This window comes from Marinobacter goseongensis (genome assembly GCF_023156235.1).
Taxonomy (GTDB): domain Bacteria; phylum Pseudomonadota; class Gammaproteobacteria; order Pseudomonadales; family Oleiphilaceae; genus Marinobacter; species Marinobacter goseongensis.
Window position 1 is genome coordinate 16,301 of the sequence record NZ_JAKZAI010000001.1, and the last position, 15,819, is coordinate 32,119.

A 15,819-nucleotide genomic window follows, 5' to 3' on the forward strand; every position below is an offset into this window, starting at 1 on the left:
GCCGAGAACCCGGGTGTACACTTACGTCTAATACCAGATGTCATAACCATACAGGGAGGAGACCCGCATGCATTCAGTGGTTAAAAAGGTGACCCAGCGAGTCATTGAGCGCAGCCGCGCCAGCCGCGGGGACTATCTCGCAAGAATGAACGCGCTGAAGGCGCAGTCGCCTCACCGCAGCTCACTATCCTGCGGCAATCTCGCCCATGGATTCGCCGCGTGCAACGCGTCGGATAAAGACACATTGAAATTCATGAACAAGGCCAACGTGGCCATTGTGTCTGCCTATAACGACATGCTCTCGGCGCACCAGCCGTACCACGGTTACCCCGACGTTATTCGCAACGCGGCCCACGGTATGGGTTCCGTAGCACAGTTTGCCGGCGGCACACCGGCCATGTGCGACGGTGTGACCCAGGGCCAGCCCGGGATGGAACTCAGCCTGTTTTCCCGGGATGTCATTGCCATGAGCACTGCAGTGGCGCTGAGCCACAACATGTTTGATGCCACGCTGTTGCTGGGTATCTGCGACAAGATCGTGCCGGGTCTGTTGATGGGCTCCCTCAGTTTCGGGTATCTGCCCACCGTTCTGGTGCCGGCCGGCCCGATGCCCTCCGGCTTGCCGAACAAGGAAAAGCAGCGTATCCGGCAGCTGTATGCCGAGGGCAAAATCGGGAAAGAGGAGCTGCTGGAGGCGGAGAGCAAGTCTTACCACAGTCCCGGTACCTGCACCTTCTACGGTACGGCCAACAGTAATCAGTTACTGGTGGAAGTGATGGGCCTGCACTTGCCCGGCGCGGCCTTCGTGAATCCCGGCACACCGCTTCGCGACCGTCTGACCCGTGCCGCAACCGAGCAGGTTATCCGGTTGTCACAACCCCACGGCGGCGAGTTGGGTCTGGGAGACATGGTGGACGAGAAGGCCATTATCAATGCCCTCGTGGCGCTGTTGGTGACCGGCGGTTCCACGAATCACACCATTCACTGGATTGCGATTGCCCGTGCGGCGGGCGTAATCATTGACTGGAACGACTACGCCGAATTGTCGTCGGTGGTGCCGTCGATGACCCGCATTTACCCCAATGGCCAGGAGGACATCAACGCGTTTCACGAGGCCGGTGGTACACCCTTCCTGATCCGCGAATTGCTGAGCGGCGGCTTTCTTCATAATGACGTGCAGACCGTGATGGGGCCGGGGCTTGAGCAGTACACACGCATGCCGGAGCTGGATAACGACCAGCTGGTGTGGTCGCCGGCACCGCAAACCAGCCAGGCACCAGAGGTGCTCAGTTCTGTCGCCGCGCCTTTTGCACCAGACGGGGGGTTGAAAGTGCTCGATGGTAACCTCGGGCGCGGGGTGATCAAGGTGTCGGCGGTGGCGTCGGAACACCGCCTGGTGGAAGCGCCTGCAGTGGTGTTCAATGACCAGAACGACCTGAAGGCCGCGTTCGAGGCGGGCCATTTGGATCGTGATTGTGTGGTCGTGGTGCGCTTCCAGGGCCCCAAGGCCAACGGTATGCCGGAGTTGCACAAACTGACGCCTTACCTGGGTGTGCTGCAAGACCGCGGGTTCCGCGTGGCGCTGGTTACCGATGGGCGAATGTCCGGGGCCTCGGGCAAGGTGCCAGCGGCCATTCATGTTTATCCGGAAGCGCTGGATGGCGGTCCGCTGGCGAGGCTTCGCGATGGTGATCTGGTGCGTGTGGACGCGGAACACGGTGATCTGTCCGTATTGGTTGATGCGGACGAATTGGCGGCCCGTGATTCGGAAAAAGCCGATCTGGCCCGGTCTCATCAGGGCTACGGACGGGAACTGTTTGGCTGGATGCGGCGTTCTGCCAGTCACCCCGAGGAAGGCGCCTGTTTTTTCTGGAACCACAACGCATGACTGATCACGAATTCGCCCTGGTAGGGGATGTTGGTGGAACCAACGCCCGCTTTGCGCTGGTGCGCGGGGGTCAGGTCAAACCCGAAGCGATTGCTGTGTTGCCCTGCCGGGACTACGACAGTCTGGGCGCGGCCATCGCGGATTACCTCAACAAAGCGGGCATTGAGGCCGTTGCTGAAGCCTGCCTGGCGGTCGCGTCCCCGGTTCGGGACACCCGGGTGCGGATGACCAACAACCATTGGCGTTTTGACACCGAAGAGCTGCGCCAGCAATTCCAGTGGCGGGCGTTCAAGGTGATCAACGATTTTACCGCCATGGCGCTGGGTGTGCCCCATGTCTCGGCCGATCAGTTGGTCCATGTGTGCGGCGGGCCGGGTGACAGCCGCCGGCCCAGACTGGTGATGGGCCCGGGTACCGGGCTTGGAGTTTCAGGGCTGGTGCCGATCACCAATGGCTGGGTGCCGCTGATGACTGAGGGCGGCCACGTGGATTTTGCCCCAGTGGATGACTTGGAAATGGCGATTCTGCGCATACTCAAGGCCCGGTTCGGGCGCGTGTCGGTGGAGAGAATTTTGTGTGGGCAGGGCCTGCTGAACCTGTATCAGGCGCACGCCGAGATTCAGGGGCTGCCGGCGCCCCTGGATGGGCCGGAAAAGATCACCGTCGCCGCGGTCGGCCACGCCGACCTGCTGGCGCAGCAAAGCCTGCGGCACTTCTGCGAGATTCTGGGGCGGGTGGCGGGCAACGCGGCACTGACGCTGGGTAGCATGGGGGGCGTGTACCTGTGCGGTGGCATCCTGCCCCGTATCCTTGAGTTTTTTCTCGAGAGCCCGTTCCGCACTGGTTTTGAGGACAAGGGCCGGATGCGCCCGTTGGTGGAGTCTACCCCGGTGTACGTGGTGACCGAGGCCTACACCGGCCTGCTGGGTGCCGCGGAAGCCCTTCGCAATCCGGAGGTATAGGCCCGATGTGACTGGCTGTCAGGGTACGAAAGGTCTAATCTGCATATAATAAGGCAAAGCGAATCATACGGTTTGCCCGACACTCACCGTCACCGGCAGTCATATTCGCGGCATGGATTTGTTACTTACTCATTTTGCACGGTCTCTCTCCGGCGCTGAGAACCTCGAACAGCTCACCCGTCCCATTCTATTGCTTTTGCAACGCATCACCGGCCTGGAATCCACCTATCTCACCGTAATTGATGAGGTGAAGCAGACCCAGACCATCCTGTTTTCGGAAAATACCGGCGACATGAACATCCCGGAAGGGCTGACGGTGCAGTGGTTCGATACATTGTGCAAACGCGCCATGGACGAGGGAACCTTCTATACCCCGAATGTGCCTGAGTTGTGGGGGGATTCCGAAGCGGCCCAGAAGCTGGGCCTGAAAACCTACTTGACCGTGCCTGTAAACAACCTGGACGGCGGAACGTATGGAACCCTGTGTGGCGCCAGTAGTGAGTCCAGGCGTGTGGATCAGGACACCTTTGACGTGCTCAAGCTCTGCTCCGAGCTGATTGCTTACCAGATCGCCCGGGATGCCGCAGCCAAGGCTTCGATTCTCCGTGCTAACCGGGCTGAGGAAAGGCTGGAGGCAGTGGCGCTGATTTCCGCCATTGGTGAGCTCTGTTTCCGTTCCGATGACTTCCATGCCGGCCTCACCGAGTCGGCGGCACTGCTGGAAAAAGACGGCGTATGGCACCGGGCTGTGCCGTTCGAGCTGCAGGGGCAGCGCTGTCGCGCGTTGTCTGCGGCTGACGAGCCCTGGATGGCTCTGGCCAAGCAAACCGATGAGCTGATACCGCTGACCGACGCGTTGTTCGATAGCGTGCATCCGGATCCCTTTCTTGCTGCCCATACTGACGTGTCCAGGCTGACACCTGCGTTAAAGCGTGTGGGGTTGAGCGCCCGGGCCGTGGTTGCGCTGGTCGGCGTGGAAACCGCGGCCGGTCGGGTGGCGGGCATCTTGTTGGCGGCCACCGAACCCGACGCGGTTGACGATTATGACAATGAACAGCGCCTGATCATCAGTTGCTCGAATTACCTGTCGCTTCTTGCCGAGCGGGCGGAGTACCTGGAACAACTGGAGCGCGCGAATCAGGAATTGTCCGTTTATGCGCTTCACGATCCGTTGACCGGGCTAGCCAACCGCCGTTACCTCATTGAGGAGTTGGCGCGCATGCTGGCGGCGGCTCAGCGCAACGGTGGAAAGATCTACGTGGCGTTTATGGACCTTGATGGTTTCAAACAGATCAATGACGAACACGGTCACGATGTGGGCGACCAGTTTCTGCAGAGCCTTGCGGTCTGCCTGCGCGGCGCGTCAAGGGCCGGTGATCTGGTCAGCCGCTACGGCGGCGATGAATTTGTGGTGCTGTCGTCAGCAAAACCGGAGGAGGGCGAAGCCGGGCTTGAGGCATTCCTCGGTCGGCTGCGCAAAGTGACCTGCGGCCGTTTCGACCTGCCGGAGATGTCACTGGACTATGCGGGCCCAAGCGTGGGCGGGGTGGTGAGCCATGCTGGGGAAACCGACCCCGACGCCTTGCTGGCCCGGGCCGATGACGCCATGTACGCGATCAAGAAAGCCCGCAAAAGCCACCCTCAGAGGTAGTGCACCAACGTCTGCTTGTCGAGGCGATACTGGCGGTTGTAAACGCCGTTCTCGGCGCGCTTGCCCGCGGCCAGTACCATCACCACCAGGCCCTGGCGAGGCACGTTTAAAAGCTTGCGCACGCGCCAGTCGTCGAAGCCCTCCATCGGGCAGGAATCATACCCGTAGGCTCGCAGCGCCAGCATCAGGTTCTCTGCAGCCAATGCGGTGGACTTGGTCGCCCAGATTTTCATTTCCGTGGCGGAATAGGGCCCGCGCGGCACTGGACGGGTGAGGCCGACAAACAGGCCCGCCGTTTTCTTTGCCAAGCCGAGTATCCCAAGTGGCCCCTGGTTGTAATGGATGGGGGCAATGCGGGTGTAGTATTTCTCGACAATGCCCGGCAAGGTTTCTTCCGGCCATTGCGCCAGTGCCTCGCGGGCATGTTCGCGCCATGTATCGGTACGGGCCACAATACCGATCAACACCGGCGCCGTTCTGGCCGCATTTTGGTTCAGGCAGGCGGTTGCCAGTTTTTTCCGCAGATCCGGCGATTGCACCACAAAGAATTCCCAGGGTTGCAGGTTGCTGGAGTTTGGCGCCAGCGTGGCCAGTTCCAGGCAGTCGTCCAACACGTCCGCCGGGATGGGCTCGTCGGTGAAACGGCGGATCGAACGGCGGCTGCGCACTACTTTGCGGAACTCTTCAACATCGATCTCCGGCGGGGTACGAGGGCCAGCTTTCGCGTTCATGAGGTGTCCTTGCGTGCTTGTGAAGTGGGTTGTGTGGCTCTATCGTTACGGGAAAGTCCGATTTATGCAATTGCCTGGATGACGAAAGCCCATGACCGAACCCCTGTCTGAACTGCCATTCCGGGAACTGCCATTCCGGGAACTGGTGAGCCGGGTGCGTGCTTGCACTCTGTGTGCAGATTCGCTGCCCTGCGGCCCGCGACCGGTGATCCAGCTGTCAGAATCGGCCAGGTTGCTGGTGGTCGGACAGGCCCCCGGCCGACGGGTGCACGAGACCGGCTTGCCGTTCAACGATCCGAGTGGGGATCGTCTGCGTCAGTGGCTGGACGTGTCACGGGAGGAGTTCTATGACGAGCACAAATTCGCCATTCTGCCGATGGGATTTTGCTACCCTGGCACCGGTAAATCGGGGGATCTGCCACCACGACCGGAATGTGCGCCGGCCTGGAGACAGGCGTTGCTGGAGCGCTTGCCCAATCTGGCACTGACGCTGGTGATCGGGCAATACGCTCATGCGTGGCATCTGCCCAGTGCCGCCCGCTCGGTCACCGAAAACGTTCGACATTGGCGCCACTACTGGCCGAATCTGGTGCCTATGCCGCACCCCAGCCCACGCAACAATCTCTGGCTGCGCCGCAATCCCTGGTTCGAAGAGGAAGTTATTCCGACACTGCAGTCGCGGATTCGGACCCTGCTCCGATCGTGAGACCGATGTAATTCTCCAGCGCCCGTACCTGCTCATCGGACGCGTAAAGCCCCTGCTTGGTGCGGCGCCAGAGGATATCCTCGGCCGTCATGGCCCATTCCTCAGCGATCAGATAATCCACCTCACACTGATAGAGATTGCCAGTGAAGCGACGGCCCAGTGCGTCGATGGCACCGGCAGCACCAAGGACATTGCGAGTGCGCGTACCATAGGTGCGTACGAATCGACTGATCATGTCCTCGGGGAGCCAGGGCCACTGGCTCTGGAAGTGCTCTGCCAGCGTGCTCTGATCACGGAAGTCGCCTCCCGGAAGAACGGCGTTGCGGGTCCACTGGCGACCGGCGCCGGGGAAAAACTGGCAGAGCTTTTCTGTGGCAGCTTCGGCAAGCTTTCGATAGGTCGTGATTTTGCCACCGAACACGGAAATCACCGGAGCCTGATCTGCCTCGGCATCGACTTCGAATGCGTAGTCCCGGCTGGCCTTCTGTGCGGGTTGCTGTTCGTCGTCCATCAGCGGCCGGACTCCGGAGTAGGACCAGACCACGTCCTGCGGTGACAGTTGGTGACGAAAGTGATCGTTGACAATGTCCAGCAGGTAGCGGGTTTCCTCGGCCGAGATGGTCGCCTTTTTCGGGTCTCCCTGGTACTCGACGTCGGTGGTGCCAATCAGTGAGAAACGGTCTTCGTAGGGGATAACGAAAACGATGCGGCCGTCCTCGTTCTGCAGGATGTAGGCTTCGGTATCCTTGTTCAGTCGGGGAACGACAATATGGCTGCCTTTAACCATGCGGATGGCTTTTGGAGCCTGCATGGCCAGAGTTTCGCTGAACAGACGGCTGACCCAGGGGCCAGAGGCATTGACAATGGCTCTGGCGGTTACGGTCGTGGTGGACTGGTTTTGTGTGTTTTCGAGGGTGACCGTCCAGGCCTGTTTCCCCCGGACTGCCCTGGTGCATTTGGTACGAGTGAGAACCGTTGCGCCGCAGGCCTGGGCTTTCAATGCGGTCAGTACCACCAGGCGGGCGTCGTCCACCCAGCCGTCCGAGTATTCGAATCCACGGGTAATTTCCGGTTTCAGCGGGCTGGTGCCGTCAAAACGGATGGAGCGGGAGCCGGGCAGCACTTCTCGTTTGGCGAGGTGGTCGTAAAGAAAAAGACCGGTACGGATCATCCACGCCGGGCGCAAATGGGCCCGGTAGGGCAGGCGGAAGCGCATGGGCCACATGATGTGCGGCGAATTCTTCAGAAGCGATTCACGCTCCGCAAGGGCCTCACGCACCAGGCGGAATTCGTAGTGCTCCAGATAGCGTAATCCGCCGTGAATCAACTTGCTGCTGTTAGACGACGTGGCGGACGCGAGATCGTTCATCTCGCACAGAAGCACACGCAGACCGCGACCTGCCGCATCCATGGCAATGCCGGTGCCGTTTACGCCGCCACCGACGACGATGACGTCATATTCCGTGTGCTCTGGTTTCATGATCTGGTCGTTCCCTGGTACACCCTCGACATGGTTACTGAGTATACCGCTGTTGTCAGGTAAGAACGACCTCAACTCACGCTACAGTGACTGCTCTCACATTGCGGCAGTCCGCTGAATCACCCGAGGCAGCCTCTGTCCCGGGTGATTCAGCGGCGACCCGCCAACATCGCCAGCAGAACGCTGACCACGGTTGAACACACCAGCGCGCCAAGGAACGGCGCCAATGTGGGAATGGCGCCGGGGAAACTGGCGGCGTGCAGGCCGGCGGCGAGGCTGCCACCGGTGAACCATCCGGGCAGGATGGCACCGATCAATCCAGCCAGACCGCCGCCGACCGCGGCCAGGGTGGACATCCGTTTCCACAGCCCCATCAGCACCGGAATAACCGCGGTGGCGCACAGGAGGTCGGCAATCAGAAACAGACGCAGCACGGAGATGCCCTGCAGTGCCACCAGCACCACCGGAATCATCAGCAGCACTGTAAGCCAGCGGGCGGAGGTCAGAGACATACCGGTTTTCTCAGTTACCGCCAGAGAGGCGAGGGCGTTCTGAAGGGTGTCGACCGATGATGCCACCAGTGTCAGAGCCAATATCAGCGCGGGAAGGGTGAGCCATGCCGGCGCGTCAGCGAGCAGGGCAAAGAACGGAATCGGTGGGTTGCCCAGATCGGCTCCACTCATGGCAGCGGCGATGCCCAGTGAGCCCACAATGGCCACAACGGCGATGGTGATAATACCGCCGAAGAAGGCGCCCCGTTGAAGCGCAGAGGTATCCCTGGCAGACCAAAGCCGCTGCCAGTAACCCTGATGAAACAGGTTGGCGGCCGTGACTGCAATCACCAAGGTGAGTGCAACACCCAGAGCGCTACCAACCGGCACGCCGGGACTGTCATCCAGACTGATCTCCGGTAGCCGGTCGGTCGCAACCACGCCGACAATGATCAGCAGGGCAATCAGGAGAAAGGCCTGCCACTGATCCGTGACCAGACTGGCCCGCAATCCTCCCCAGGCGGTGTAGATGAGGGTCGCAACGGCCACACCGATCACCGCCAGGTTGCCGTTGACGCTGGAGAGCATGGAGGTGATGGCACCGATGGCAGTGAGCTCGGCAGTCAGAAAACACAGCATGTACAGCACCGAGATCAGCGACACATAGTGGCGGACGCCGTTGCCATAGCAGGCCTGCGCAAATTCTCCGATGCTACGGCCCTGAGGCAGAAAGCGGCGAATGGCCGGCCCGCAAAAGGCAAACACGATGAAGGGCAGGGCGGCGCCCAGAGCGTAACCGGCCAGCGCCAGAGGCCCCACCAGCGCACCGACCTCCGGTGGCGCGAACAGGATCCATCCGCCCATGCCCGAGGCCAGAAAACTGAGCCCCAGGGCCCTCGCCCCCTGAGTGTTCCGGGCGGTGACAAAGTCGTCCAGTCCCCCGTCAGCCAGCCGTGCCCGAACGCCAAGCCAGGTAAACAGAATCAGGGCAACGGCCAGCGCGGCCGCAGTGGTGTAGAACATGATTATTTGCTCCGCCGGGTGAGAAGGGCGAAATAGTGCCATATTCGCGCCTGTGCGGCGAGATTCGGTGATCGGTTGCAGGTTCACTGCGATTTTGACAAGCGTCAATCCAGGGTCCAGCTTATGGTTTAGGCTGGTGTTTATGCGCTGATCAATCATCAGGCGCTATTTCCGGAGGTTGCACTATGGACAACAGACAATCCGAATTGGAGACATTGCGGGCAGATCTCAGGGCCCGGCTCACTCGCTACGAAGCCCATCAGCACCGCGAGGGCGGTGCACTGGAGAAAGACTTCGAGGAGCAGGCGATCCAGACCCAGAATGACGAAGTGGTTGATTCGCTGGAGGTGGAAATCCGCTCTGAACTGGTACAGATCGAGCACGCCATTGAGCGCATCCAGCAGGGCGTGGGTGATGAGTGTGAGCGGTGTGGCGAAGAGATCGATCCTCGCCGGCTCCAGGTCCTGCCCTACACCACGGTATGCGTGACGTGCGCCGATGCCTGATGATGATTCCCGACCGGGACTGCCCAGAAGCCAGATAATCGGGTTGGTCCTCGGCCCGTTATTCCTGGTGCTCACTCTGGTGCTGCCCGCGCCGAACGGCATGAGTGAAGCGGCCTGGGCCGCCGCCGGGCTCATGCTGTTGATGGCAACCTGGTGGTCGACAGAGGCCATCCCGATTCCCGCGACCGCGCTCTTACCGATCTTGCTGGTGCCCGCGCTGGGCCTTGGCTCGGTCAAGGAAGCCACGGCGCCCTATGCCAATCCCATTATCTTTCTGTTTCTGGGCGGCTTTACGCTTGGCCTTGCCATGCAGCACTGGAATCTTCACCGGCGTATTGCGTTGCACACGCTCAGATCGGTGGGAGCAAAGCCCCGGCGGCAGATTGCCGGATTCATGATGGCCACCGCGTTCCTGAGTATGTGGGTCAGCAACACTGCCACCTCCATCATGATGCTGCCCATCGGACTGTCGGTCATCGCGATGATGAGCAGTGGCGAGTCAGAAGGCCAGCGCCGGTACGCAACGGCATTGCTGCTGGCAATTGCCTACTCCGCCAGTATCGGGGGTATCGCCACCCTGATCGGTACACCACCCAACGCGCTCCTCGCGGCCTATCTCAGCGAGAATCAGGGCGTGTCGATCGGTTTTGCCCAGTGGATGATGATCGGTGTTCCGGTCAGCGTGGTTATGCTGACGCTGACCTGGTGGTGGCTGACCCGCACCGATTTCGGTCTTGCCGCCGAGGGCAGCAGCGGGGCCCTGATTCAGGACGAGCTCAGGGCCCTTGGCCCGCTGCAGCGCGGGGAGATGCTGGTTGCGGTGGTGTTTGTGCTGACTGCCACAGCGTGGATTTTTCGACCTTTGCTGGCGGACGAACGGATGCCCTGGCTGAGCGACACGGGGATTGCCATCGCGGCCGCGGTGGCGATGTTTCTGATTCCGGTGAATGTAAAAGAACGGGTGTTCGTGCTGGATTGGGAGACTGCCCAAAGCATTCCCTGGGGCGTGCTGCTGTTGTTTGGCGGCGGTCTTGCCATGGCAGGCGTGATAAGCAGCTCCGGGTTGGCGGAGTGGATTGCCGAAAGCCTGAGTGTGGCCGGGCATCTGCCTGCCATCGTGATGATCGTTCTGGTGGCCGGTGTCATTATTTTTCTGACGGAGGTGACCAGCAATACCGCCACCGCCGCCGCCTTTCTGCCGCTGCTGGGCGCTCTGGCGATCTCTCAGGAGTTGTCGCCCCTGCTGCTGACGGTTCCAGCGGCGATTGCTGCCAGCTGCGCCTTCATGATGCCCGTGGCGACCCCGCCGAATGCCATCGTGTTTGCCAGTGGCCACATGAAAATCCAGGACATGATCCGTGCCGGATTTGCTCTCAACGTCTTGGGTATCATCGTGGTGACCATCGCCAGTTACCTTTTACTTGGACTGGTGTTCACGCTCTAGCCCGAATACTCACCCCGAATCTTGCCGAGGAGATCCTCGGCCCGGTCCATCGCTTCCGAGCGGTGGCTGATGTTCTGAATGATGGCCTCTTCCAGTGAAATCCCGAGTGCCCGACGTCGACTTACGGCAGGGCCTGTCCCAATGCCTTGAACCAGTTCTCAAAACCCTGGCATCCGGCCTCTTTTGCAGCGACAGATTTGAGGCACAGTTATCTTTAAGGGTCAGGGCTTTTCGGTATCTTACCGTAACAACGTGTAACACAAGAATGCGTGCGTAAGGCAACGACTAATAATAACAGGGACTTCTTCAGACATGCTGCTGGTACTTGCCGGATCCATCCTTACATTCACCATGGTGCAGGAAGCGACCGTGGTGGAACCGTTTGACCGGGAGACGGTGGTCATTGAACAGGATATCGACAGCGGACCGGTGAAACTTCGCACCGATGTCCGCCTCGAGCCTCTGGTCGAGCAGAAGTTCCGCAACATTGTTCGTCAGGCCTATGACTACAGTTGTGGCAGTGCCGCGCTGACAACGGTATTGAACCATTACCTGGGCCGGACACTGAACGAGCGTCAGGTTATGGAAGGCCTGCTGCACTACGGTGAAAGCGAAAGGATCGTACAGCGCCGGGCGTTTTCCATGCTGGACATGAAACGCCTGGTTACGGCGCTTGGCTATCCATCCGGTGGCTTCCGGGCGTCGATTGAAGACCTCATCGACCTTGACCACCCTGCCATCGTTCCCATCGAGCACGCCGGCTTCAAACACTTTGTGGTGCTGCGGACCATTCGCGATGGCCGTGTTTACCTGGCCGATCCTGCAGTAGGCAACATCTCCTTCACGCTCGCGCAGTTCGAAGAGAAATGGAATGACAATGTGTTGTTCATTGTTTTTCCGGGCAGCGACAAGCCACTGGATTACCTGGAGCTCAAGGAAGAGGACCTCCGCTTTGTTGATGACCAGACCTTGACGCTGCTGGCGCTCCAGCAGGCACCCCTTTTTCATGAAGCGACAGCCAGACGTATCCAGAATCTGCTTGAGCGCCAGAAAAACAACCCGGATGGCAGTGTGGAGAACACCCGCAAGCAGCTTCATTACCGCCGAAATTAAAGGCCCGGGTTTACGCACCGGGGATCAGGATTAAAACAATCAGAATTAAGGGAGTCAGGATGAATCGTTGGTTCACGCGAGGTTTTATCCTTTGTTCGATGGCCGGTCTGATGCCCGGGATGGCTGCGGCCCAGGACGGCAATGTCGATCAGGCGAGGGAGGCGCTGGCAAAGCAGGAAGGGGATGAGGATTCTACCCGTCAGCTGGAGGAAGTCTTTCAGGCGTCAGAAAAGAACTATTCCCTGCAGAAAAAGGGCTCCCACGCTCTTAACTACGCCTTTGACTACACGTATACCGCCGACCAGCGGCTGGATCTTGCAATCACCAATGGATCGGTGCGGAATCTGGACGTTGTGCCCTCGGCCACCCACAGCTTCACCAACGCGTTCACCTACGATTACGGTCTGCTGAATAACCTGACCGTGGGCACCCGTGTGCCACTGGTGGTGAAGTACGACACCCAGGATGAACTCAACGTTTACGACTTCGGAGACATTTCGGCAACCGCCCGCTGGCAGCCCTTTGCCTATGTGCCCGGAAAAATATCCACCACCTTCTTCGGCACCCTGACGTCGAAAACCGGCGTCAGTCCCTATGAGATTGATATCAACGAGCAGCTATCCACCGGCAGCGGTTATTACTCGATCGGTGGTGGCGCGAGCCTGTCCAAGGTTCTGGATCCGGTGGTGGTGTTCGGTTCAGTCAGTGCAACCTACAATCTGACTGAATCCGGACTTGAGCAGGTTCGGGGCGCCCGCCTGCTGGAAAAAGTGGAGCCGGGGTTCGGCCTGTCAGGCTCTGCGGGTTTTGCTTATTCCCTGTCCTACGATATTTCCCTGAGCGTGTCGGCTCAGCTCAGCTACAGCGATGAGACCGTTCTGACCTTCTCCAACGGCGACCAGGCTGTGGCGCAGGATCAGATGACCGGTTTTCTCAGTCTTTCACTGGGTACCCGGGTGAGTGACACCACCATTGTGAACACCAGTCTTGGTATCGGTCTGACCGAGGACGCCCCGGACTTCTCCCTGGGAGTATCCCTGCCCATTAATTTCTCCGGCCTGAAAGAGTGACCAAAGCCGCTGACGTTTTACGGGAAGGAAGGACTCCATGGGAATGACCAGCCACAAGAAGAAGATTCTCGGGGCCGTGATCGCCGCGACCCTCTCGTGTGGTGCCGAGGCGCAGCTCGCGCAGAATCTGACCATACACCCCAAAGCTCTGGCGCTGGGCAATGCCGTCACAGCTGATCCCCCGGGGATCATGGCGATTCACTACAATCCGGCGGGGCTGACCAAGCTGGATGGGCGCCAGCTTGAAGTAAACCTGATGAGCGTCTATCTCGATATTGATGCCAATTTCTACGCTGACGAAGACTACGAAATTTTCGGCATCAAGGGGCTTGAAACCGATCCTCTGACCGGTAAGCAACGGGATCCGGTTGCCAACACGCACAGCCATACCAACAACGTGGCGCTGTACGTTCCGGGCTACGGCATTTTGCGGGCACCTCCGGGCCCCGCGATTGCGCCTTCGGCCGGTGTCAGCATCAATCCGCCCGGCTCCAAACTGACCTTCGGTAATGCGTTTTACCTGCCACTGGCAGCCGGTTTCTATCGCGACAAGGACGACCCCGGGCGCTACATGCCACAGGCAACGGCCTTGCAAAGAACCACTTATCTGTCACCGACTGTGGGTTATGAAATCAATGACGAGTGGTCAGTCGGTGCCGGCATTCATCTTTCCCACATGGGTATCGCAGCCGATCAGTATATGCGCGCCCCCAACATGCTGTTGGGCGTGGCAGAAGTGCTGCAGGATGCGTTCAATTGTGAGAGTGGGGACGAGCCGTTGCAGCCTTGGCTGGCACTGTGCGGTGGTAACGTCGGCCCTTGGGATGACATCGGCGCCCTGAGCATCAACGTTCAGGAGACTCTTTCTCCCACCTATACCCTCGGTGTCATGTGGGAACCCACGGACTGGTTCACCTGGGGCGCCAGTTATACGTCCGAAGCCGACATGAATCTCAAAGGCACCTTCGAGATTGAGTATACCGAGGACTGGTCCGGATTCTGGCAGAGCGTAAACGGGTCGGTGCTCGGTGCCATCACGTCCGCGATTCTGAGCTTACCCTCCGGTGCACCGCGGGAAGCCGGCAACGTCAGCATGGATCTGGTCTACCCGCAGCATTTCCAGACCGGGATCAGTGTGGACGTGCACGAATTGCTGACAGTCAATGTGGATGTGGGCTGGACCGATTACAAACAGTGGGATGCCTTCGTGTTCAGATTCGATCGCAACCTGGAGTTCCTCAACGCCGCGCGGATTCTGTCACCGGACAACGCCACGCCCAACACGCTGCGTTTGCCGCTGGGCTTTACCGATCAGTGGAACTGGGCGTTCGGGCTGGAGTTTCATGCCTCGTCACGGCTTGATCTGCGAGCCGGCGTGGAGATCCGTGATTCGGTGATCCCGGATGATCAACGCTCCATCATGGCGCCGTTCGGCGGCGCCAACCTCTACAGCGTGGGCATGGGGTACAAGTGGGACAAGGACACCGAGATCGACATGAATCTCAGCTACCTGCAGTCGATTGAAACCATCCCGGCCAATACCAGTTGCAACCTGAACTGTGACAATATAACCAACATCATCTACAACCCTTATGCAGGTCTGGACGTCAAAACCTCCCTGCGGGTGGTGATGGCGGGACTCAGTTTCCGGACCAAATTCTGATGCCGTGGCGCGATAGGATCGCGCTTCTCCATTGGCGGTGAGGGCGTATGTCGAGAAAGGGTCTGCGGGTGAGGGGGTGTCTGTTGATACTGGCAGGGGTGTTGCTGGCCGGATGCCAGGGCACCGGGCCGACTTCATCCTCCGAGCAGGATTATTTTACCTGGGTGGATGATCAGGGGCGGGTGCAGCAATCGCCAATCATCCGTGAACCTGCCGAAAAGCCAGCGGCCGACGTTGCCGACCACTCGGGAGAATCCTCGGAGCCCTCGGAACCCGGTAGAACCGTCGCGCCGGCGGACCCGGAGTTCAACCTGGAGAACTACCCGGACGGCAATCAGCTTGAGCGGGACGGTTACATTCGCCCCGGGGAACCCCAACCCTATTTCACCTGGCGCGACGCCGAGGGCAACATCCGGGTCAATTACTACCAGCCGGATACCCGTTCTGCCGTGGAAAAAGGCCGGATCAAGCCACCGGTCGAACTCACCCCCGCCAGCATCTACCAGCAAGGTAATGGCGAAGCGCAGGCTGCGCCCCGCGAGGGCGGCGACCCGGATGCGTTTGCCATACTGGGGATTGAACAGCCCACCGAGAGCTACCTGGTGCGCTGGCAGCGCCACTGTTGCGACTCACTGGACACCGGGGCCGCGGAAGACTGGCAAAGCGGCCGCGAGTTTGGCCTGAACATTGATGACGCCTCGCCGGTTCACGGTTTCATCACCGGCCATAGTCCGTACCTGTTGGTTCGCCTGCCAACAGGTAAAGCAAAACGGGGCTATATCATGAGGATACGCTCCTTCGCTAAAGACGGCTTGTTTGTCCCCTCGGCGGCGTTCCTCGATGGTAACCTCAAGCCCGTGAGGGTGGTGACCGATATGGTGGCGGACTATGTGCCGGAGAGCTGGCATCGCCGTGGTTATCTGGAGGCCCACGTCCCGGTGTTTCCGGAGCATGGGGAGCGATGGCTGGTGATTTACACGCGGGATGAAGACACGCAGGGGCAGACCGTGGTTGAGGGCACGCGGGGCCCCCGTGCTATTCCCCATGTCATCCGCGGCGAGCTCAGCTTGACCGAACTGCGCGAACGCTAG

General features: G+C 59.9%; 13 protein-coding genes. 10 read left to right on the plus strand and 3 right to left on the minus strand.

Annotated elements, in window-relative coordinates; all coding sequences use genetic code 11:
- Positions 1–67: 67 nt before the first annotated feature.
- The 3 genes from edd (at position 68) to MLC70_RS00095 (ending at position 4,501) form a co-directional block, all read left to right on the plus strand.
- Positions 68–1,888, plus strand: a complete 1,821-nt coding sequence (edd, locus tag MLC70_RS00085; RefSeq protein ID WP_248180935.1) for a phosphogluconate dehydratase — start codon at positions 68–70, stop codon at positions 1,886–1,888.
- Positions 1,885–2,850 (plus strand): glucokinase, encoded by a 966-nt coding sequence (glk, locus tag MLC70_RS00090; protein WP_248180936.1) that lies wholly within the window; start codon positions 1,885–1,887, stop codon positions 2,848–2,850. Before edd ends, glk begins: the two co-directional genes overlap by 4 nt.
- Before the next feature lie 112 nt (positions 2,851–2,962).
- Complete coding sequence (locus MLC70_RS00095) at positions 2,963–4,501, plus strand: sensor domain-containing diguanylate cyclase (RefSeq protein ID WP_248180937.1); 1,539 nt, start codon at positions 2,963–2,965, stop codon at positions 4,499–4,501.
- Here MLC70_RS00095 and MLC70_RS00100 read toward each other — a convergent pair.
- Entirely contained in the window at positions 4,492–5,232 is a 741-nt protein-coding gene (locus MLC70_RS00100; RefSeq protein ID WP_248180938.1) for a nitroreductase family protein, read from the minus strand. The two genes, MLC70_RS00095 and MLC70_RS00100, sit on opposite strands and share 10 nt — an antisense overlap.
- A gap of 91 nt (positions 5,233–5,323) precedes the next feature.
- Here MLC70_RS00100 and MLC70_RS00105 point away from each other — a divergent pair, with 91 nt between their 5' ends.
- The gene (locus MLC70_RS00105) at positions 5,324–5,938 is read left to right on the plus strand and encodes a uracil-DNA glycosylase family protein (RefSeq protein WP_248180939.1); all 615 of its coding nucleotides are present in this window, start codon (positions 5,324–5,326) and stop codon (positions 5,936–5,938) included.
- Here MLC70_RS00105 and glpD read toward each other — a convergent pair.
- A complete protein-coding gene (glpD, locus tag MLC70_RS00110; RefSeq protein ID WP_248180940.1) occupies positions 5,892–7,418 on the minus strand; it encodes a glycerol-3-phosphate dehydrogenase in 1,527 nt (508 codons plus the stop codon). The two genes, MLC70_RS00105 and glpD, sit on opposite strands and share 47 nt — an antisense overlap.
- 149 nt (positions 7,419–7,567) lie before the next feature.
- The gene (locus tag MLC70_RS00115; protein WP_248180941.1) at positions 7,568–8,932 is read right to left on the minus strand and encodes a sodium:solute symporter family transporter; all 1,365 of its coding nucleotides are present in this window, start codon (positions 8,930–8,932) and stop codon (positions 7,568–7,570) included.
- A 185-nt stretch (positions 8,933–9,117) separates the two neighbouring features.
- Here MLC70_RS00115 and MLC70_RS00120 point away from each other — a divergent pair, with 185 nt between their 5' ends.
- From MLC70_RS00120 to MLC70_RS00145, 6 genes are all read left to right on the plus strand, one after another.
- The gene (locus MLC70_RS00120; protein ID WP_248180942.1) at positions 9,118–9,438 is read left to right on the plus strand and encodes a TraR/DksA family transcriptional regulator; all 321 of its coding nucleotides are present in this window, start codon (positions 9,118–9,120) and stop codon (positions 9,436–9,438) included.
- A complete protein-coding gene (locus MLC70_RS00125; RefSeq protein WP_248180943.1) occupies positions 9,431–10,882 on the plus strand; it encodes an SLC13 family permease in 1,452 nt (483 codons plus the stop codon). The genes MLC70_RS00120 and MLC70_RS00125 overlap by 8 nt, the downstream gene beginning before the upstream one ends.
- 312 nt (positions 10,883–11,194) lie before the next feature.
- The gene (locus MLC70_RS00130) at positions 11,195–11,995 is read left to right on the plus strand and encodes a C39 family peptidase (RefSeq protein WP_248180944.1); all 801 of its coding nucleotides are present in this window, start codon (positions 11,195–11,197) and stop codon (positions 11,993–11,995) included.
- A gap of 59 nt (positions 11,996–12,054) precedes the next feature.
- A complete protein-coding gene (locus MLC70_RS00135; RefSeq protein ID WP_248180945.1) occupies positions 12,055–13,065 on the plus strand; it encodes a transporter in 1,011 nt (336 codons plus the stop codon).
- 37 nt (positions 13,066–13,102) lie between these two features.
- Positions 13,103–14,728, plus strand: coding sequence for an OmpP1/FadL family transporter (locus MLC70_RS00140; protein WP_248180946.1), 1,626 nt, complete (start codon positions 13,103–13,105; stop codon positions 14,726–14,728).
- A gap of 47 nt (positions 14,729–14,775) precedes the next feature.
- A complete protein-coding gene (locus tag MLC70_RS00145; protein ID WP_248180947.1) occupies positions 14,776–15,819 on the plus strand; it encodes a MalM family protein in 1,044 nt (347 codons plus the stop codon).